The organism is Mangrovibacterium lignilyticum (assembly GCF_010882175.1).
GTDB classification, from domain to species: Bacteria; Bacteroidota; Bacteroidia; order Bacteroidales; family Prolixibacteraceae; genus Mangrovibacterium; species Mangrovibacterium lignilyticum.
On the sequence record NZ_WKLH01000001.1, the window covers coordinates 1,840,233 to 1,859,622 of the forward strand.

The following is a 19,390-nucleotide window of genomic DNA, read 5'->3' on the forward strand; positions in this document are numbered from 1 at the left end:
GGCCGGCACAAGCACTGCGATTGACGGGCTGAGTCAAGATCAACCATGCAGTTGGCCACAAATACTTACCAGTTAGCGCCATTAGAACAGCGTCGGCGAGTTGTCCTCATTTTCCTTTTTGGCCAGTTCGGGGTAGGTCAATTTTTGGTCGGCTTTGGGGTTGTTGCTCACAGCTTCCTTTCCACGGATACGCTGAACGGTATGGGCTTGCAGGTCGCGCTTCCGGTTGGGACGGATCAGCTCCAGGATGCGCTTCCGCTCGGCTTCGGTTTTCACTTCCAGCGACAACCATTCGTCTTGAGCTTGTTCGGGCAGTATTAACGGCATCCGCGGCCCTTCCAACTTCGGGTTGTTGTGGATGCGGGCCAGCAAGTCGTTTCCCTCGGTGGTGACAATCGAGAAGGTGGTCATCAGCTCGCCGGATTCCCGGTTTTCCCAGTCCGACCACAGACCGCCCAGGGTGAGGGGCTGCCCGTCGTCCGCGTAGATGTAATACGGAAAGGTTTTGCCCTTGAAATGATAATGCTCGAAAAAACCGTCAATACAAATCAGGCAGCGCTTGTTGCGAGCAGCGTTTTTGTACGACCAGGTTTCGAACATGTCCTCGCCACGGGCATTCAGCGTTTTGTTCCAGACATAAAGCTGCTTCTCAGTGTCTTTGGTGCTTTCGGGCACAAATCCCCAGCGGGCCACCACCGGGTTGTCCGGATGCTCTTGCGTATAAATCAGCATAGCGGGGTGCTCAAAGCCCGAGCGGTGAAATAAATCGTCGGCTCCCATTTCCTTCAGCTTCCCGGCTATTTCCTCTATCTTCTTTTTATTGTTGACGGCAATCGCCCGGTTTAACTGGGTCAACAACCTCGCGCGAACATCGTAACACATAGGCCTGAAAATTTAGTCAGATGATTGTTTCACTTTCCTCCGGAATAACCGGTTACTTAAAGGAACAATCCGTCAGAAGCAAAGGTTTAACCGACTGACGACCGGGAAGATATCGCGTGAATGAGTTTGAGGGGTAGTCGTTTTTGTTTCGGCAAACCAACTCACCCCTGACTTGTACCAATCCTGCGGATTGATCCAACCAGTCCCCGCTCTACCGGTAGAGCGAGGCGCAGCGAGCTTGGGGGTGAGTTAAAAACCACAAACAAGCAAGGCGCTAAGCGGTTTCGAAACCGCTTAGCGCCGACCTCCAACACCAATTACCAAACGCAAATCAAAACGGTCAGAAACGGCACACAACGAATAAACCTGCCCCCGATTTGAATACAATCCTGCAGACCAATACAACCGGTCCTGACTCTACCCCAAAGCCCAAAGGGCTTCAAGCAACAGCCTGCGGCATCGCCGTAGGAACCGGAATAGGGTGAAACCATTTGCCCTGAAGGGGCAACAGCCCGTACACAAACATCCCCGGGAAAATAACCGACAGGCTTACGCCCTTTCAGGGCTTGGCTGAACAGCCAACAATCCGTTAACAGGGCGTTGCCCTGCCCTGTTGCTCATGCACCGTTGGTGCAAGCTGTACGAGTTATAATGCACACCCACTAACTCACCCCTGATTTTCATAAAATCATGATTTTATGAAAACCGGTCCCCTCTCTACCGGTAGGGAGGGGCGAAGCAAGCGCAGCGAGCTTGGGGTGAGTCAAAAACCACAAACAAGCAAACCGATAAGCGACCGCCTCCAACGCACCTTTCCCGGCTCAAAGCACGCAACACACCAACAGCGGCGCGATACACAGCAACAGGTAAAGCAAGGCAACACCAAGAGCAACCGGTATGGGTAGGGAGCGCGGACTGCGGTGGAGCCAGCGGTTAAAGCCAAATTTCAGCTGTTTTCGCCAGTTCCGCCGGCTGCGTCGAATGCGGCGGTACATCATGCGGGCAAAGCGTTGCCGCAGCATCAGCTGGTCGCCGTCGGTCGCATAAAAACACAAATCATCGCGGTACCGTTCTTCCGAAAACAGTTCCGACAACAGCTCAAAGCTCCGGAAAGTTGCCAGCATGATTTCGCTCGACTGCTCGACCAGCACCTTATTCTCGCCTCGTTCCATCAGCCTGGCATTCACCCATCGCCCTTCAACAAAAAAAGGCACCCGCGAGGCCATGGCACTCAGCCACGAAAGAGCCACAAAACGCGGCAACATGCCCTGCCTGATGTAAGTAATCTCTTCGCACACCAGTCCCATGTGGTCGCGAAAAAGCACCAGGTGATTGGCATGGTAATGCGGCCCCGGAGGTGCAGCACCCTGCTGCAGATCGAGCTGCTGTTGTTGCTGAACAATATTGAGGTAGCGTTTCTGACAAGCTTGAATGGCATCAAAATAATGCCGCTTGCGGTTCGTTCGGTAGGCAATAAAAGCCAGCAAAATCGAAAACGGCGTGAGCAAATCGATCGCCAGTTTAATCTTATCGTAAGATTCGACTCCGTTTAAAAACAAACACATAAATGGAGGGTTAATGGTTCTAATTTTGGTTCTCTAACTCCTGAAATGCCCGGCAACCGGAACTTACAACCTGCCGGGCCACGACAGCTAAAAGGCGCAGCATCGTTACTGTTTAGCCCGGGACGATCACTGTCTGCCCCAGCTTAACAACTGTCTGCCCCAGCGGGGTTACTGTTTACCCCAGCTTAGCAACTGTTTACCCCAGGCGGGTTACTGTTTGCCCCGGCATCATCACTGTTTACCCCGGCACGGCAACTGTCGGGTACAACTGAGCTACGGTTTACCCCGGCTTAGTTACGGTCTGTCGCAGCAAACTTACTGCCTGATCCGGCACAGTAACTGTTTGGTACAGCACGATGACTGTCTCCTGCAAACTGCTTATCAAGCCGGGGAAACCGCGAACTTTCTCCGCCGGGCAAGCTGCTCTTTGAGCGGGGACACGAACCGGCCGGCAGCGGGAAGCCACAAAAAACGCCGGCAAACAAAAGTTCCGGCGTTTTCGAGTTGCTGCAAGGCGCAGATCGGTGACCGTTTTACACCAACGGGCGATCTAGCCAACGGATTCTTCTTCGGGATACTCCTCTCCGGCTGACGTGCTCTGGTTCTCCAGGATTTTCTTGAAGACGAACTTCTCCTGCTTCAATTCATCACCTTTAAACAAGCGATGACCAATCTTGCAAATATCCACCGCTTGATCGTAGATCTCATTCAGCTGTGCATTCACCTGGCCGGTATCCTCTTTCGAGCTGGACTTTAAGGCTTCCTGATCAATATTGGCCTTGTTCAGCGCCGATGCATTGGCCAGAATATGATCGATCCGGACAGGGCTTACCCCCTTGGCCTCCATCGCCGCACGGGCTTCCGGCCCCAGGTTGTTCCGGAACTTCAGCAACAGCGCCAGAACACCTTCCTGGTTGTTTTTACTGGCCGATTCCCAGGCCGATGTGAAGCCCAGGGCATCGAGCAAGGAGTCGCGCGTATCGGGATCATTACGGAAACCGCGGGCAATCTGATCACGCACCATACCCAGATCTTCTTTCGAGTTGAGAGCAATATGGTTCACCTGCCTGGTGGCTGTCTTCTGACCACCCTTAACATCGATTCCGAACACGGTGGTCAAAATCAAATCAATAGCTGTTTTATAATTAACGATATACGGATCGCTGTAATACGGGCTTTCTGCGACAAACGCAGCTTTTTCCTGTTCAAAATTCTCGGCCAGCGTCGATGCTGCAATCAACATCGCCAAGCCACTGCATGGAAATTTTCTTGACATAAAATACTGTTTAGTAAGCTTATTCAGAGTGAAAGAAATACTGTCTGCAGCCTGCAGCTGTAGCAGCATAGAAGAGTTTCATGATCAATATGATCAGGACCGGTTTCAACCGAGAACCGTCGGTAACGGGAAGATATAACTTATAAATGGCTTAAAACAAATACACTAATTCCAGCTTATCAGTATACAAGATATGGCACATTTTGTTTAGAATCAACATAAATAAGGTTTCCGGTATGAGCATCGGGTGGAATCAGGCGAATTCTGCGAAAGACAGCAGCATGACCATGCGGCGGATGCAACCAAGCACACCGTGCTACATCTCCGGTGCACTTTAAATCATATGCATTCTTTCAAGCCGGGGCTACCAAAATTCCACCCCGCCGGGGTAATCGGAAAAACCCGATCGAAGCGCCAATCCGCTTAATGAAAAAGAGCGTCAAAAAAACGGATGGAGGGAGCGTTAAAAAATTGGGCCTGTTTGACGAACCGGCGAACGCCGGTGAGGAGTTTGAACAATTTTAGCGCCCGAAATCTGTTTTTAGCTCTTTTTCATCCAGCGGCGGTCTTCTTTGTTTACTTTCTGCGGCTGCAGGAAGAAAGTAAAAAGCAGCCCGACTATACAGGCGGGGCCTAAGGACAGAAAGAAAATCAGTGCTACAATGAACACCACCTCGATGCGGCGCAGGCAAACAAACACACCAAGCTACATCTCCGGTGCACTTTAAATCATATGCATTCTTTCAAGCCGGGGCTACAAACATTCCACCCCCCCCGGAGTGAAAGTGAAAACCTCATCGAAGCAGTTGCTAAGCGGTTCGAAACCGCTAAGCAACTTCAAACAGCAAGCCCGATCGCATACTTTTTGTTCCAAAACCATTACTTTTATTCCCGGAAAACAAACAGATCCTCCGGAATGGCTAAATTAAAAACGGTTTATACCTGTCAGAACTGCGGTAACAGCTCGCCCAAATGGGTAGGACGCTGCACCAGCTGTGGTGAGTGGAACACGTTCGTGGAAGAAGTGGAAGTGAAGGAAGTGAAGTCACCCCTTCCCTCGCGCTCGGCCAGTGGTGCACAACCGCAAAAGCTCTCGGAGGTTGGTGCCGACCAGGTGGAACGGATTGACACCCGCAACAGCGAACTGAACCGTACCCTCGGTGGCGGACTGGTTCCCGGATCGCTGGTATTGGTGGGTGGTGAGCCGGGTATCGGTAAATCGACCCTGGTGCTGCAGGTCGCTCTCGACCTGATTGGCCGGAAGATTCTCTACGTTTCAGGTGAAGAAAGCATTCAGCAGATTAAGATCCGTGCGAACCGTTTGAAGCGCGAAAATGAAAACTGCTACTTCCTGAGTGAAACCTCCCTGGAAAACATCCTGACGCATTGCGACCATATGGAACCTGAGCTCCTGGTGGTCGACTCCATCCAAACGGTGGCGACGTCCTATCTTGAATCGTCACCGGGAAGTGTGGCGCAAATCCGGGAGTGTACCAACGGCATCCTGAAGTTTGCCAAAGAGCGGCGAATCCCCGTCATCCTGATTGGGCACATCACCAAAGAAGGGAACCTGGCCGGTCCCAAAGTACTGGAGCACATGGTCGACACGGTGCTGCAGTTCGAAGGTGAAAACCAATACATGTACCGCATTCTGCGCTCGATTAAAAACCGATTTGGCTCCACCTCGGAGCTGGGTATTTTCGAGATGAACAACACCGGCATGCGCGAGGTGAGCAATCCCTCGGAGCTGCTCATCAACCGCGATGATGAAGGACTGAGCGGCACCGCCATTGCCTGCGCCATTGAAGGCAACCGCCCGCTGCTGATCGAGATCCAGTCGCTGGTGAGCACGGCCGCTTACGGAACCCCGCAACGCTCTTCCACCGGTTTCGACCTGCGCCGCCTGAACATGTTGCTGGCAGTACTCGAAAAACGCGCCGGTTTTAAGCTGGCTGCCAAAGACGTATTCCTCAATATTGCCGGAGGGATCCGGGTGGATGATCCCGCCATTGACCTGGCAGTAATCACCGCCATCCTTTCCTCTAACTTCGATTTAGCGGTCGATAAAACCTTGTGCTTTGCCGGAGAAGTCGGTCTTTCCGGAGAAATCCGCGCCGTTAACCGGTTGGAACAACGCATTGCCGAGGCTGAAAAGCTGGGCATGAAAAAGATTTTCGTTCCAGCCAGCGGCAAAGCCCTCAACTTCAAAAAATACAAAATTGAAATCGAGCCGGTTTCGCGGGTCGATCAGTTTTTCCGAAGTGTATTCCGCAAGAAATAGCTTATTGGGATTCGGATTGACTATATCCGATCGTCGTCGTGCATTGTATCTGTTAACCCCAAACCACATAGGGGCTTAAGCAGGAAATGAGATGAGCATTAATAATCAGCGCTGCCAGTGCAACTAAAATCAGATGCATTCAAACTACCACTGTTAACAACCGGGGCTACCAAAATTCCACCCCGCCGGGGTAATCGGAAAAACCCGATCGAAGCGCCAATCCGCTTAATGAAAAAGAGCGTTAAAAAATTGGGCCTGTTTGACGAACCGGCGAACGCCGGTGAGGAGTTTGAACAATTTTAGCGCCCGAAATCTGTTTTTAGCTCTTTTTCATCCAGCGGCGGTCTTCTTTGTTTACTTTCTGCGACTGCAGGAAGAAAGTAAAAAGCCCGTATGGCCGCGCAGCCGGACAGGCCTGCCCGACTATACAGGCGGGGCCTGAGGACAGGAAAGAAGATCAGTGCTCCAATGAACACCACCTCGATGCGGCGCATACAACCAAGCACACCGAGCAACATCACCGGTGCGCCTTAAATCAAACGGATATAATCTATCCCGCCTTTTAAGCCGGGGCTACAAACATCCCACCCCGCCGGGGTGACAGGAAAAACCAGCTCGAAGCGGCGACTGCACGAAACAATAGAGAACGAAAACACGGAAGTGCGACGCGTTAGCGTCAGGCATGGAGTGTTGAAAGTGAGCGGTGCGCAGCAATTGTCTCGGGCAGTCAGGTCTTTTTCGTCTATTTTGTGACCCGACAAAATGGACGGCCCGTCCGGCCTAAGGACAAAAAAGAAGATCAGTACTCCAAATCACAACAACCCACGTCACCGGGGCAACAGCAAAAAACCATTCAACAAAAGGAAAGAAATATGGGAGAGATAAAAAAAAGCTGTGGCCCCTGACCAGCAGCTTTTAACAGTTACATTGCTCCCTCAATTGGCAGAAATCGGGAGCCAATGAAGCCAGGGATGCGCCATAAGTGGCTGCGTCTTTACCCCGAAAACTTCGATTATCGGCAGGTCTTCTGGCTCACCCAACTTCGGATACCTTCCCGCTCTTCCCAATGGCAGATGGGCTGGAACAGTGGCGTTCATTTCCGAAATCGTTTACGGGCTTACAGCTGCGGGGACAGCTCCGGTTTTAAACCGGATTCCCTTTTCATCCGAACTGTTTACACAGTTGCGAAACCGATAACAGCAACAAAAATAAAGTTTCTCAACGACCATCCTGTTAAATTCAACTTAATTTTAACCGGAATTCACATAAGTTTTATCCGGCTCCGCCAACACGTCTAACACCGAAACTTTTGTTGCGCTTGTTGAATTATCAATCGGGGAATCTTAACTTTGCCCACGAATTGATTTTAAACTTTTTCAGGATGAAAAATTTCACAGCTGTTCTATTCCTGTTCATCATGCTGATTGGGTCTTCCTGCGAAGAAAAGGGCTACCCCAAACCCGAAGGCTTGATCAAGCAGAAAGAAATGGTGAATATTCTTTACGATATTCATCTTGGAGAAGCTTTGGCCAACCGCAATCGTTATGCGGCAACCGACAGTACCAAAATAAAATCGGAAGACGTTTACCAGGCGGTGCTCAACAAGTACGGAATAAACGACTCCATTATGAGCCTATCGGTTATTTATTATTCAGCACGTCCCAAGGTTTATGAGAAAATCTACACCCAGGTTGTTGAACGCCTCAACCTTAAAATTGAAGCCATCAAACAAAAACGGGATGTTACCGTTCAGAGTCCCGATAAAGAAGAATGAAATTTGCGGCTCACTATATCATTACGGGTACCGGCGATGTGCTGCCCAAAGGTATTGTTGAGGTTGATTCCTCCGGACAAATTACCCGGGTTATTGCCAACGAGAACGGCTTGGTTGAACAAGCAAGAATGGAGTTTCACAGTGGCGTTATTTGCCCGGCATTTCCCGACTTGTTTCATCTTTTCAGCTTGTCCGATTTATTTGAGAAACTCCCTCAACTTAAGCCCTTCAAAGCCTTTTTACCGGCAAACACCCAGGATCCCAAAGCTGTTTTCAACTGGATCAGGAACATTCAGGTGAACGACGAGAGCTGTCGCCTTCCGGAGCTCATCGCGCTTTTTTGCAGCGAAGTTGCGCGGATCGCAGAACTGAAGGATGCCGGAACCATAGCGCCTGGCAAACGCCCCGGCTTAGTTTTACTTTACGTTATGAAATACAGTAATCTGCAGCTGAACGAAGACAGCCGTATGAAGACATTGATTTAATCGTTTATTTTTGCTCTTAAATTTTTGTGCATGGCTACTTTCCTTTTCGATCAGATAATATTTGGCCCCGTAAACAGCCGCCGCCTGGGTATCTCACTGGGAGTAAACCTGCTACCGACCGACAGCAAGGTTTGTTCGTTCGACTGTATCTATTGTGAATGTGGCTGGACACCTCGCAAACGGGAGGAAAAGGTGCAGCTTCCAACAAGGGAAGATGTATCGTCGCGCCTCGAAGCTCAACTGCAAAAAATGAAAGAATCGGGTGAATTGCCTGATGTCATCACTTTTGCCGGAAACGGCGAACCCACACTTCATCCCGATTTTGCAGTGATCATTGATGATACCATCCAGCTTCGCAACCAATATTCCCCGAAATGCCGCATCGCTGTGCTTTCGAACTCAACCATGATTCAACGGGAAAGTGTTTTCCAGGCGCTGCTGAAAGTTGATGATAATATTCTAAAACTGGATTCGGCCATTCCCAAAACAGTTGAATTGCTGGACTGCCCCATCGGACACTTCAACGTAGAAGAGGTTATTCAGCGATTGGCAGCTTTTGGCGAATCGGCGACCATACAAACCTTATTTGTTCGCGGTGAATATAAAGGCCAAAAGATTGACAACACAAGTCCCGAAGAACTGGAAGCCTGGATTGATGCCCTGAAAATCATTCAACCCGGACAGGTTATGATCTATTCCATTGCCCGCGACACGCCAGCCCAGGGATTGGAGAAAGTGAGTACGGAAGAATTAAATACAATCGCCGAGCGAGTGAAAGAAGCCGGCTTCGATGTACATGTCTCCGCTTAATTGAGACTTGTTCGGGTCCATTCAGTTGATTTTCCCAGCCATTTGATGCCAACAACATAGCCTTTCAGGTAAAGCTTATCCGTTGATCCGTCGAACCAGGCATAGCAATCGTAGCTTTTCCCCGATTTAGGATCATAAATTTGTCCGTCCTGCCATTGCCGATCGTCAGCATCAAAGCTTAATCCATGCAAAATCTGAACGCCCAGCAGGGAACGACCACGTAAACTTTCATCCGGATTCTTCGTGTCTTTGGGTGCTTCTCCATTTTCAAATTTCTCCGGAATGAAATAGACAATCTTGCCCATATACTTTCCGTCTTGCTCTACAACTTCAATTTTCGAAGTCTTTTCTTCGTTCCACCAAACCCCGGTAATGCTTCCCCGTGTTTGTGCTGAAGCGATATTCAAATAAAGTCCGAATACCAATAAAACGACTAATTTCTTCATTGACTAATCATTAAACAGTTCCCGATAAAATTAACTATTTTTCCATGCGTCCTGAGCGATAGAAATTTAAAACAGCAAATTCACAGCAAACAAATGTGGGTTGAACCTGTAATAAATCAGACAAAACAATACTTATAGATACAGAATACAAACGCATACATCCGATGAAAAAAATGAGAATTATCCAAAGACACACACTTTTGTTGCTCGCCTTCTTCCTGATCGCACTCAGTTCGAGTGCTCAAATGAAAAGCAGAGCTGAAATTGACGACAAATACACGTGGAATCTTGCCGACATTTATCCTTCGAATGAAGCCTGGCGGACAGCCGTTGAAGCGCTTTCACAGAAACTGGATCAGATCGAAGGCTTCAAAGGAACACTGACCAAATCGGCTGATAATTTGTTGGCAGCCCTTCAGTTTAATTCGGAGATTTCGAAAGAGGCAACCAAAGTCTACATCTATGCCAGCATGAATTCGGACCTGGATTCACGCAATTCTGAATACAACGGAATGAAACAGGAATTGCAGCACATGTTTGCCAACTTCGGAGCAAAAGCTGCTTTCATTGAACCCGAAATATTAACCGCCAGCTGGGAGACCATCGACGGTTTTATCAAAGAACAACCCAAACTGGAGGTTTACCGCATGAGCCTTCAGGAAATGTTCCGCACCAAGGCTCACTCATTAAGCGAGCCGGAAGAACGAATCATGGCCTTGTCGAGCATGGTAACCGGAACAGCGGCTTCGGTTTACAACACCTTTCGCAACGCCGAAATGCCTGCCCCCGAAGCAACCCTCTCGAACGGGGAGAAAATAACCGTGGGAAGTGCGGAGTACAGCCGCTATCGGGCATCGTCGAACCGGGAAGACCGCCAGATCGTGTTTGAAGCTTACTGGAACAATTTCGCGAAATTTAAAGCCAGCATCGGCGAAATGCTGAACGGCAATGTGAAGGCTGACATGTTCAGCGCACAGGCACGTCATTACAGTTCATCGCTGGAAGCTGCGATGTACCCGAATAATATTCCTGTTGACGTGTACCACTCGCTGGTTGAGAATGTCAACAAAAACCTGCCGGCTTTTCACCGCTACCTGGAAATTAAAAAGCGCATGCTCGGTGTCGACACGCTGAAATACCTGGACCTGTATGCCCCCGTTGTGAAGAATGTTGACCTGAACTACACTTACGATGAAGGAACCAAATTGGTACTGGATGCCTTGAAACCATTGGGTAAAGAGTACGTGGCGACCGTTGAAAAAGCCATTAAGAACCGCTGGATCGATGTTTATCCGACGGAAGGCAAAGTTACCGGCGCCTATTCAAACGGGGCCTTTTACGATGGGCATCCATACATTCTTTTAAACTACAACAACCTGTATGACGATGTCAGCACACTGGCTCACGAGCTGGGACATACCATGCAAAGTTACTTCAGCAATAAAAACCAGCCTTATCCAACATCCGACTATGTAACTTTTGTGGCCGAAGTGGCTTCAACATTCAACGAACAGTTACTTTTCAACTACATGATTAAAACGGTGAAAGATGACGACGTCAAGCTCTCGCTTCTTATGAATTGGTTGGATGGATTTAAAGGAACGCTTTTCCGCCAAACACAATTTGCCGAGTTTGAGTTGAAAATTCACGAGGAAGCTGAAAAAGGAAATCCATTAACCGGAGACAGCTTCTCTGCTATTTACAGTGACATCGTAAAACGTTACTATGGCCACGACAACAATGTTTGCTATGTGGATGATTACATCAATATGGAATGGGCATTCATCCCTCATTTCTACTACAACTTCTACGTTTATCAGTACAGCACGTCATTTACCGCCTCAATCTCATTGGCCGAAAAAGTGATGAGTGGCGATAAAAAAGCACTCGAAAACTACATGACTTTTCTTGCTTCAGGAAGTTCGGATTACCCAATTGAACTGCTGAAAAAAGCGGGTGTTGATATGACCTCTGCTGAACCATTTGAAAAAGCCATCGCTGCCATGAATAAAGTCATGGACGAGATTGAATCCATTTTGGACAAGAAAGGACTCTAAAAAACAAACCCACGATATTTAAGAAAGACTGTCTGCCCGGCAGTCTTTTTTTATTTGCGCCGGCTCAAAAACTTTTTTGACTATCAACCGTTTTCCCTGGCAACTAAAGTTGCCTTTCACAAAACCCGGATGGTTAACCATTCACTCTAAACAGGACCTGATGTTTTCAAAACGTGCCATACAATTAGCATTCTTCTTTCTGATCTTGAACGTCATTTCGATTCCCGGTTCCTTTGCAAGTACTGCGTCAAAAGACAGCATCCCCTCCTCCAATGAATTGAAATTTAAACCACAAGCGCTTATTCTTCCATCATTACTAATTGGCTACGGCATCGTCGGCATCGAAAGTGACTTTGTTAAAAACATCAATGGGGAGCTTAAAGAAGAACTCAACGAAAATATCGATCAACAGGTCACGATAGACAACTTTTCTCAATACATGCCAATGGCCAGTGTTTATGCACTAAACGCGATGGGGATTAAAGGGAAACATAATTTTAAAGACCGGACTGTAATCCTGACTACCGCTTACCTCATTATGGGGGTCACCGTTACCACAACAAAAAACACGTCTCGCATCATGCGGCCGGATGGAAGTTCTAAAAATTCGTTCCCGTCGGGGCACACAGCTACCGCATTTATGGGAGCCGAATTCCTGTACCAGGAATACAAAGACCAATCCATTTGGTATGGAGTGGCCGGCTATACAGTCGCAGCTGCCACCGGGTTTTACCGCATGTACAACGACAGGCACTGGCTAACCGACGTGGCTGCCGGAGCAGGGATCGGGATTTTAAGTACTAAAATTGCGTACTGGGTACAGCCGCTGCTTGTCTCAAAAAACAAGCCGGGAAAAGCCAATAAAAATTTATCTGTTGAGAGCTTCATTCCCTACTCCAATGGTCGACAAACCGGGATTTGCATGCTCGTCCGATTTTGATTCACCAGCGGTTTAGCTCACTGAATCGAAACGTTTACTCCCCAACTCTTCTTAACAAGGATTTAACCAAACTCATTAGACATAAAGCAATAAAAAGCATATTTTAGCGTATATCTTAAGTCCTTCTGTCAAGTTATTTTGACCGAAGACATTGTGTGCGCCTTTAAGAGTAACGTTTATTAAAGAGTGGAAAATGAAAAAATCAGCATTGCTATTATTAATGGCAGGCTTGTGCCTATTTGGTATGAACTCCTGCAAAGAAGAGGAACCATCAGAGTTCCGAATAATTTTAAAACCCAGTGCATCAGTTGGGAAAGATGTGTCAATCCATAGTATTGGATCCCCAACAGTGGCAGATAATGAGTACATGTGGGCGGCCGGATGGACCTCAAATGCTCAGGCAGACCTCATTCGAATGCTGTTTGAGTTTAACTTAACCATGGTTTCCAAGTCGGCTGTCGTAGTCAGCGCCCAATTATCCTTATACGGAAAAGACAGCTCACCGAGTCAAAACTCCACCATGTCCGGATCAAATGCCTGCTGGATTGAACGAATCACCGAAGACTGGAGCGAGGAAGAAGTAAGCTGGCTCAATCAACCGGCAACCACCGACGAAAACAGGGTTGAGATTCCGGAATCGACAACAGCCGACGAAGATTATGAACTGGATGTGACCGCGTTGGTACAGGATATGGTGAATAATCCTTCGGAAGGATACGGATTTATGGTTAAACTTCAAACAGAACAAGCATATCGAATGATGGCTTTTGCGACCAGCGATAACGCCGATGAAAATTTAAGACCTCGTTTGATTGTCCAATTTATTCAGTAAGCGATTCCAGATTGTCTGTTTATCTTGAACTGAAAAACATTCCAATCAGCCTAAAAACTGGTTGGAATGTTTTTTTTTGCAAAATACACCCTGAAATAAACATTAAACGAAGTAAATTGTAAATTCTAATACAAACAATCGATCAGCAGCAAACACAAGCAAACAACATGCAGAAAATCGCCATCCTAGTTAGTTTACTCCTTGTATTTATTTGCATTGAAACGAGCGCTCAGATTAAGTTTGAACCTGTCGGTTTAATGACAAAAGGAGTCCTTTTCAAGAAGGATGTGTATGTTCGATGTGATGTTGAAATGACGGGAGAGCAGTTGCTGAAGCTTTTCCTGAAAGACCCGAATATGAATTCGTACACAAAACCTATGGCATTGAATTATGCCGCCGGAAGCGTGTTCGGAGCAGCAGCCGGACTTTTAATAACCCTTCCCCTCATCGACGAGCTCCGCGATAGCTCAGATCCCAATTGGACTCTCGCCTATATTGGCGCAGGCTGTCTGGCAGCTTCCATTCCTTTCAAAATAGCTTTTAAGAAAAAAGCCAGAAAAGCCATTGCCTATTACAACAGCGGATACAAGGAGGCACCCGGTGTAAGCATGAAATTAGGAATTAACAACAATGGATTGGGGTTGGTGATGAACTTCTAAATTCCTTCACCAAAATATCAGGTCCAGCAAAACATTCACCATGTTTAGATTCAAACCCAATGGTTTATGCGGCACCCTATTGCTGGCATCGCTTCTTCTTTTTAAGCTCTCAATGGCACAGGAATCGAAGACGAAACACTTACCCTTCGATCGACTTTCGCCCTTCATCCAACCAAAGAATGACCGGATGTCCATAAAAGTCGACGTCAACAATCACATCGATGGCTTTAACGTGTCGGCCAACGAAGATTTGAAATACAAAATCAGACCGAACGACCGGCTGGTCACAACGTTTTCCCTGAACTATCATTTTATAGCTTTCAACTTCAGTTATATTCCCCGTTTTATCGGGAGCAATTCCGACGATGAACTGAAAGGCAAAACGAAATACTTCAAGCTCGGGACGCATATGTATCTCAATCGGTTTTACCAGGAAATAGGCTATGCCAGAACCAAGGGCTATTACCTTTACAACCCCCGAGATTTTGATTCGGCTTGGATGAAAGGAGATCCCTACCCTCAGTTTCCGGAACTGGTTACGACAAATCTATATGGCCGGACTTCTTATCAATTGAATCCGAATTTCTCAGTCAGGGCTTTTCTGGATCAAACTGAAAAGCAACTTAGAACGGCCGGAAGTTTTATAACCATGCTTTCGTACAGTTATTACCGGAATGACAATAAAATTGAATTGACCGAAAACTCCAGTTCGCAAAAGTCCGGCAACTTTGAGCTTTTACTAAATGCAGGTTATTTCCACACCTTGGTCCTTCTTCGGAATTTTTCGCTGACAACTGGCGTTGGCGTTGGTGTTGGAGGCATTCAAACAAAACTTGTTACCCGCTATTTCGACGAATCGTTTACAAACCACAGTCTCATGGCAATCTATCGCGGCGAGCTGTTGGGTGTTCTGGGATATGATTCGCGGAACTTTTTTGCCGGTACGCGCCTTCAACTTTCGGGCGAAACCTATAACCAGGCCAAAGATTCAGGCGGAGTGATTGTCCAGAACCACGTGGCCTACAGTTTTTATATCGGATTTCGATTCAATGTTCCAAAACCAGTCAAAAAAGCAAATGACAAACTGGAGCATTTTATGGATTAGTCCTCTTGCCTACTCCATACCAGCTTGTTCCTTTAAAAACTGAAGCGACTTTTCATTTGTCTCTCCAAACCGCCAGTGCCCTGAGTTTGGCGTTATCACAATCTCTTTGGGCGCTGAAATCACATTAAAAGCCGAAAAAACCGACGTTGGGCAACAGGTGTGGTCATTGTATCCCGTGGAATAAAAACCGGGAACCCGAATCCGTCGCGCAAAATTGACAACATCGTAGTAAGCCGCTGTTTTGATCTTTGCAGGAGTAGCCATGTATTCCTGCTTATCGGAACGAAATACATGAGGCCAGCCTCCTGCCCGCCCATGCAGGTAACCGGTCATGTCGCAAAGGGCCGGATAAAAAGCCGACAAGGCTGATACTTTCTCATTCAATGCGGCAGTCACAATGGTCAAAGCTCCTCCCTGGCTGCCACCTGTCACAACAGCGTGTTGCCCGTCAAACTCCGGCAGTGAACACAGGTAATCAACCGCTCTCACACAGCCCAGGTAAACGGCCTTGTAGTAATATCCATCCCGGCTATCCATTTTGCTGAACATGTAATCACCAAACGCATTGCTCACTTGCTTGTAACTCTCCGAGTCCATTAAAGGGGAAATACCATGAATCTCAATACTCAAACTGATAAATCCCAAGTCAGCAAAACCGGTGTAGGGCTTTATCGGCTTTACGCCTGCTCCCGGTGGCGAAAATAAAACCGGGTATTTCCCTTCTCCTTTGGGTTTACACAGATATCCGAAAATGCGCTTCTTTCCTATGCCGGCGTTCAAACTCAACAAATACACATTCACCGTTTCGGTAGAATACTCCGGCATTAGTTCGAGCTGAGCTTCAAAATCAATTTGGCGGGCATTGGCAACCGCTTCGCCCCAAAAAGCATCAAAGTCTTCCGGATTTTCCACGGTTGGCTGAATTGCGTCGGGCGAAAAAGCCAGCTTTACCTGATTTGCGTATGTGTGACCATCAACTTTAACAGAAACTTTCAATTCCCTAAATCCCGGAACCTTAGTGGTTCCCATATTTATTTTGCCTGTTCCATCTTTCAGTAAGCGTGTTTCCTTCTTCTCGGGTTCCATCAGTTCCGGACCGTAACTGTAACTAATTTCCACATCGGGGATCGGAACACCAAACCGCAATATACGAACCGCAACCTCCGCCTTTTCACCTGTTTTATAATTCCAATCGGCATGAGCCGGCGACAGCACAACATCGATCAACTTGATCGGTGCCGGCGAGTTTTGTGCAAAAACGGAAACCTGAAGGGTAACGAAAACTAAAAGAAGGATTTTTTTGATCATGACTTACTTTTTAACGATTTCCAAAACTACGGAAACTGAACCTAAATTACCGTGGACATTTAAACGGGAATGCGATGGCTTTTCATCATCCCACGCGGATTTTTAACTTTGTAACAGATTCAACACGCAAAATTTGAATGGAAATGTTCGTTCCACCTGTGAGTGTCGCTCCTGACCAACGGATGTGAAACATTTTCATTTAGCTTTGCCCTTTCACTCTAGATTAAAAATGACGACACCAAAAAAAACAAACTGGAAACCCGGAACGATGGTTTACCCTGTGCCTGCTGTTCTGGTAAGCTGCGGCGAAACACCCGAAGAATACAACCTGATTACTGTCGCCTGGACCGGTACCATCTGCAGCGATCCGCCCATGTGTTATATTTCTGTTCGCCCCTCACGACATTCGTACGATATTATCAAACGCACCGGTGAATATGTCATCAACCTCACCACTGAAGAGCTGGCGCGAGCAACCGATTGGTGCGGCGTCAAATCAGGAGCGAAGGTGAATAAGTGGCAGGAAATGGGTTTGACACCGGCACCGGCAACCATTGTCAAAGCGCCGATTCTCGCAGAAGCACCGGTTCATATTGAATGTAAGGTGAAGGATATTGTGAACCTTGGTACGCATGATATGTTTATCTCGGAAGTAGTAAATGTCATTGCCGATGAGCGCTACCTCGACCCCGAAACGGGTGCTTTCAGCCTGAAAAAATCGAACCCTATTTGCTATGTTCATGGACATTACTTCAAAGTAGGAGAGCAAATTGGCAAGTTTGGCTGGTCGGTCGAGAAAAAGAAGAAGACAAAAAAGAAAAAGTAAACGAATTGAAAAATCAGAACAGATAGATGGAAACAAATACAGCAATCGGATTAAATCCGCTATTAGAGCCCTTCAACACCTTACATGACACGGCTCCTTTCACAAAAATAAAAAACGAACACTTCCTGCCGGCTTTCAAAGCAGCTATAACGCTGGCCAAAAAAGAAATACAGGAAGTAATCGATAACCCGGAAGTACCGACTTTTGAAAATACAGTTGAAGCGATGGAACGAAGCGGAGAACGCCTGAGCATTATCCGGGGTGTTTTCTTCAACCTAAACTCGGCAGAAACCAACGATGAATTGCAGCAGATTGCCCAGGAAGTGGCCCCGCTGTTATCTGAGTTCGGCAACGACATCAGCCTGAACGAAGATTTGTTTGCGCGAGTAAAGTTGGTATATGAGCAAAAAGATCAACTCGACCTGAATACAGAGCAGCAAACCTTACTGGACAACAGCTATCAAAGCTTCGTGCGTAACGGTGCGAATCTGAATGCAGAAGATAAGGAAAAGTACCGCAAAATAACAGGTGAACTGAGTAAATTGGGTTTGCAGTTTCAACAAAATGTTCTAGCCGAAACCAATGCTTATGAGATGCATTTGACAGATGAAGCAGAACTAGCCGGACTACCGGATTTTGTGCGGGAAGCTGCGGCGCTCACTGCCAAGCAAAAAGAAAAGTCAGGCTGGATCTTCACCCTGCAACATCCAAGTTTCATTCCGTTTATGAAGTATTCCGATCGACGGGATTTGCGTGAAAAGTTATTCCGCGCTTCAAGTTGTAAGGGTAACCAGGGCAACGAATACGACAATAAGGAAATCATCAAAAAAATACTGAGCCTGAAACTGGAGAAAGCCAACCTACTTGGATTCAGCTCACACGCTAAATTCAAACTGGAACGCCGAATGGCTGAAACTCCGGAAAAAGTAACGACTTTCCTCGACGAATTACACCAGGCATCGAAACCATTTGCTGATTCTGATTTGGCAGAAGTGCAGCAATTTGCAAATGAAGCTGGATTTGAAGGAACAATTGAACGCTGGGATTGGGCTTACTATTCTGAAAAGCTGAAAAATGCCCGATACGGATTTAACGAAGAAGCCGTGAAACCATTTTTCAAACTGGAAAATGCGACCAAAGGAATTTTTGGACTGGCTAAGCAGTTGTACAAACTGGAGTTCCGGAAGAGTGACGAGATCGAAGTTTACCACCCCGATGTGCAGGCGTATGAAGTCTATAACGAGGCAGGTGATTTCATCGCTGTATTCTACATGGACTTTTTCCCGCGTGAAAGCAAACGTTCCGGGGCCTGGATGACCGACTACCGTTCGCAGTACATGGAAGATGGTGTGAATAAACGTCCACACATCAGCATTGTGTGCAACTTCACGAAACCTACCGAAACCAAGCCTTCGCTGTTAACTTTCGATGAGCTGACAACCTTCCTTCATGAGTTTGGCCATGCCCTGCACGGCATGCTCAGCCAGTGTCAATACGCTAGTACATCAGGAACAAACGTCTATTGGGACTTTGTGGAACTCCCCTCACAAATGCACGAAAACTGGGCCTACGAAAAAGAATGGCTCGACCAGTTTGCGGTTCATTACGAAACCGGGGAAAAATTGCCTGAGGAATTAATCCACAAAATTGTGGAAGCCAAAAATTTCCAATCCGGTTATTTCTCCGAGCGTCAGCTAAGCTTCGGAATGCTCGACCTCAGTTACCACACACTGACAGAACCACTGGCCGAAAGCATTCCCGAATTTGAGGCTAAAGCCATGAAAAACATGAACTTGCTAAAACCAGTTGAAGGAGCGCTGATGAGTACGGCATTCTCCCATATTTTCGCCGGAGGTTACGATGCAGGCTATTACAGCTACAAGTGGGCCGAAGTGCTGGACGCCGATGCTTATTCTGTTTTTATGAAGAACGGCATTTTCGACCAGGCTACTGCGGATTCATTCCGCAAAAATATCCTGGAAAAAGGAGGCAGCGAACATCCAATGCTCCTTTATACACGCTTCCGTGGTCAGGAGCCCACTGTTGACGCTTTACTGGAACGCAGCGGATTAAAAAAATAGATCCCGCTCCGATTTAACTAAAAGCCGGACAATTAGCAAGATACTCCAAGGACTTCCGAACCC

17 protein-coding genes and 1 riboswitch are annotated in these 19,390 nt (G+C 47.3%); of the genes, 11 read left to right on the forward strand and 6 right to left on the reverse strand.

Annotated elements, in window-relative coordinates:
• Window positions 1–81: 81 nt before the first annotated feature.
• From GJV22_RS07365 to GJV22_RS07375, 4 genes are all read right to left on the reverse strand, one after another.
• Window positions 82–882, reverse strand: a complete 801-nt coding sequence (locus GJV22_RS07365; RefSeq protein ID WP_163710860.1) for an SOS response-associated peptidase — start codon at window positions 880–882, stop codon at window positions 82–84.
• Between the two features lie 549 nt (window positions 883–1,431).
• Complete coding sequence (locus GJV22_RS22305) at window positions 1,432–1,566, reverse strand: hypothetical protein (RefSeq protein WP_262888209.1); 135 nt, start codon at window positions 1,564–1,566, stop codon at window positions 1,432–1,434.
• Between the two features lie 137 nt (window positions 1,567–1,703).
• Window positions 1,704–2,447: a hypothetical protein gene (locus GJV22_RS07370; RefSeq protein ID WP_163710862.1), complete on the reverse strand. Its 744-nt coding sequence runs from the start codon at window positions 2,445–2,447 to the stop codon at window positions 1,704–1,706.
• Window positions 2,448–2,997: 550 nt separating this feature from the next.
• Window positions 2,998–3,723: a hypothetical protein gene (locus GJV22_RS07375; RefSeq protein WP_163710865.1), complete on the reverse strand. Its 726-nt coding sequence runs from the start codon at window positions 3,721–3,723 to the stop codon at window positions 2,998–3,000.
• Window positions 3,724–4,639: 916 nt separating this feature from the next.
• Between GJV22_RS07375 and radA the strand changes: the two genes are divergently transcribed.
• From radA to GJV22_RS07395, 4 genes are all read left to right on the forward strand, one after another.
• Window positions 4,640–6,004 carry a DNA repair protein RadA gene (gene radA, locus GJV22_RS07380; RefSeq protein ID WP_163710868.1) on the forward strand — a complete coding sequence of 455 codons (1,365 nt, stop codon included), beginning with the start codon at window positions 4,640–4,642 and terminating at the stop codon, window positions 6,002–6,004.
• Window positions 6,005–7,004: 1,000 nt separating this feature from the next.
• A riboswitch (cobalamin riboswitch) is annotated at window positions 7,005–7,214 on the reverse strand.
• Between the two features lie 171 nt (window positions 7,215–7,385).
• Window positions 7,386–7,778: a DUF4296 domain-containing protein gene (locus GJV22_RS07385; RefSeq protein WP_163710870.1), complete on the forward strand. Its 393-nt coding sequence runs from the start codon at window positions 7,386–7,388 to the stop codon at window positions 7,776–7,778.
• Window positions 7,775–8,263 (forward strand): hypothetical protein, encoded by a 489-nt coding sequence (locus GJV22_RS07390; protein ID WP_163710873.1) that lies wholly within the window; start codon window positions 7,775–7,777, stop codon window positions 8,261–8,263. Before GJV22_RS07385 ends, GJV22_RS07390 begins: the two co-directional genes overlap by 4 nt.
• 30 nt (window positions 8,264–8,293) lie before the next feature.
• Entirely contained in the window at window positions 8,294–9,073 is a 780-nt protein-coding gene (locus GJV22_RS07395) for a radical SAM protein (RefSeq protein ID WP_163710876.1), read from the forward strand.
• On the opposite strand, the gene GJV22_RS07400 is transcribed toward GJV22_RS07395, so the two are convergent.
• Window positions 9,070–9,519 (reverse strand): DUF2147 domain-containing protein, encoded by a 450-nt coding sequence (locus tag GJV22_RS07400; RefSeq protein WP_163710879.1) that lies wholly within the window; start codon window positions 9,517–9,519, stop codon window positions 9,070–9,072. The two genes, GJV22_RS07395 and GJV22_RS07400, sit on opposite strands and share 4 nt — an antisense overlap.
• Before the next feature lie 164 nt (window positions 9,520–9,683).
• Between GJV22_RS07400 and pepF the strand changes: the two genes are divergently transcribed.
• From pepF to GJV22_RS07425, 5 genes are all read left to right on the forward strand, one after another.
• Window positions 9,684–11,576 (forward strand): oligoendopeptidase F, encoded by a 1,893-nt coding sequence (pepF, locus tag GJV22_RS07405; RefSeq protein ID WP_163710881.1) that lies wholly within the window; start codon window positions 9,684–9,686, stop codon window positions 11,574–11,576.
• Between the two features lie 160 nt (window positions 11,577–11,736).
• Entirely contained in the window at window positions 11,737–12,516 is a 780-nt protein-coding gene (locus GJV22_RS07410) for a phosphatase PAP2 family protein (protein ID WP_163710885.1), read from the forward strand.
• A gap of 193 nt (window positions 12,517–12,709) precedes the next feature.
• The gene (locus tag GJV22_RS07415; protein WP_163710887.1) at window positions 12,710–13,348 is read left to right on the forward strand and encodes a DNRLRE domain-containing protein; all 639 of its coding nucleotides are present in this window, start codon (window positions 12,710–12,712) and stop codon (window positions 13,346–13,348) included.
• Between the two features lie 257 nt (window positions 13,349–13,605).
• On the forward strand, window positions 13,606–14,007 hold the full coding sequence (locus tag GJV22_RS07420; RefSeq protein ID WP_163710891.1) for a hypothetical protein: 402 nt from the start codon (window positions 13,606–13,608) through the stop codon (window positions 14,005–14,007).
• 40 nt (window positions 14,008–14,047) lie between these two features.
• Complete coding sequence (locus GJV22_RS07425; protein ID WP_163710893.1) at window positions 14,048–15,112, forward strand: DUF4421 family protein; 1,065 nt, start codon at window positions 14,048–14,050, stop codon at window positions 15,110–15,112.
• Between the two features lie 9 nt (window positions 15,113–15,121).
• Here GJV22_RS07425 and GJV22_RS07430 read toward each other — a convergent pair whose 3' ends face one another.
• Entirely contained in the window at window positions 15,122–16,420 is a 1,299-nt protein-coding gene (locus tag GJV22_RS07430) for an acetylxylan esterase (protein ID WP_163710896.1), read from the reverse strand.
• A gap of 229 nt (window positions 16,421–16,649) precedes the next feature.
• On the opposite strand from GJV22_RS07430, the gene GJV22_RS07435 reads away from it, so the two are divergent.
• Window positions 16,650–17,246, forward strand: a complete 597-nt coding sequence (locus tag GJV22_RS07435; protein ID WP_163710900.1) for a flavin reductase family protein — start codon at window positions 16,650–16,652, stop codon at window positions 17,244–17,246.
• Between the two features lie 26 nt (window positions 17,247–17,272).
• Window positions 17,273–19,327 (forward strand): M3 family metallopeptidase, encoded by a 2,055-nt coding sequence (locus GJV22_RS07440; RefSeq protein WP_163710902.1) that lies wholly within the window; start codon window positions 17,273–17,275, stop codon window positions 19,325–19,327.
• The last annotated feature ends 63 nt before the right edge of the window (window positions 19,328–19,390 follow it).

What these genes read in the sequence shown, in the direction of transcription:
- GJV22_RS07365 (WP_163710860.1), bottom strand. Translation starts at nt 882, where the DNA reads ATGTGTTACGATGTTCGCGCGAGGTTGTTGACCCAGTTAAACCGGGCG.
- GJV22_RS22305 (WP_262888209.1), bottom strand. Translation starts at nt 1,566, where the DNA reads ATGAAAATCAGGGGTGAGTTAGTGGGTGTGCATTATAACTCGTACAGC.
- GJV22_RS07370 (WP_163710862.1), bottom strand. Translation starts at nt 2,447, where the DNA reads ATGTGTTTGTTTTTAAACGGAGTCGAATCTTACGATAAGATTAAACTG.
- GJV22_RS07375 (WP_163710865.1), bottom strand. Translation starts at nt 3,723, where the DNA reads ATGTCAAGAAAATTTCCATGCAGTGGCTTGGCGATGTTGATTGCAGCA.
- radA (WP_163710868.1), top strand. Translation starts at nt 4,640, where the DNA reads ATGGCTAAATTAAAAACGGTTTATACCTGTCAGAACTGCGGTAACAGC.
- GJV22_RS07385 (WP_163710870.1), top strand. Translation starts at nt 7,386, where the DNA reads ATGAAAAATTTCACAGCTGTTCTATTCCTGTTCATCATGCTGATTGGG.
- GJV22_RS07390 (WP_163710873.1), top strand. Translation starts at nt 7,775, where the DNA reads ATGAAATTTGCGGCTCACTATATCATTACGGGTACCGGCGATGTGCTG.
- GJV22_RS07395 (WP_163710876.1), top strand. Translation starts at nt 8,294, where the DNA reads ATGGCTACTTTCCTTTTCGATCAGATAATATTTGGCCCCGTAAACAGC.
- GJV22_RS07400 (WP_163710879.1), bottom strand. Translation starts at nt 9,519, where the DNA reads ATGAAGAAATTAGTCGTTTTATTGGTATTCGGACTTTATTTGAATATC.
- pepF (WP_163710881.1), top strand. Translation starts at nt 9,684, where the DNA reads ATGAAAAAAATGAGAATTATCCAAAGACACACACTTTTGTTGCTCGCC.
- GJV22_RS07410 (WP_163710885.1), top strand. Translation starts at nt 11,737, where the DNA reads ATGTTTTCAAAACGTGCCATACAATTAGCATTCTTCTTTCTGATCTTG.
- GJV22_RS07415 (WP_163710887.1), top strand. Translation starts at nt 12,710, where the DNA reads ATGAAAAAATCAGCATTGCTATTATTAATGGCAGGCTTGTGCCTATTT.
- GJV22_RS07420 (WP_163710891.1), top strand. Translation starts at nt 13,606, where the DNA reads ATGACAAAAGGAGTCCTTTTCAAGAAGGATGTGTATGTTCGATGTGAT.
- GJV22_RS07425 (WP_163710893.1), top strand. Translation starts at nt 14,048, where the DNA reads ATGTTTAGATTCAAACCCAATGGTTTATGCGGCACCCTATTGCTGGCA.
- GJV22_RS07430 (WP_163710896.1), bottom strand. Translation starts at nt 16,420, where the DNA reads ATGATCAAAAAAATCCTTCTTTTAGTTTTCGTTACCCTTCAGGTTTCC.
- GJV22_RS07435 (WP_163710900.1), top strand. Translation starts at nt 16,650, where the DNA reads ATGACGACACCAAAAAAAACAAACTGGAAACCCGGAACGATGGTTTAC.
- GJV22_RS07440 (WP_163710902.1), top strand. Translation starts at nt 17,273, where the DNA reads ATGGAAACAAATACAGCAATCGGATTAAATCCGCTATTAGAGCCCTTC.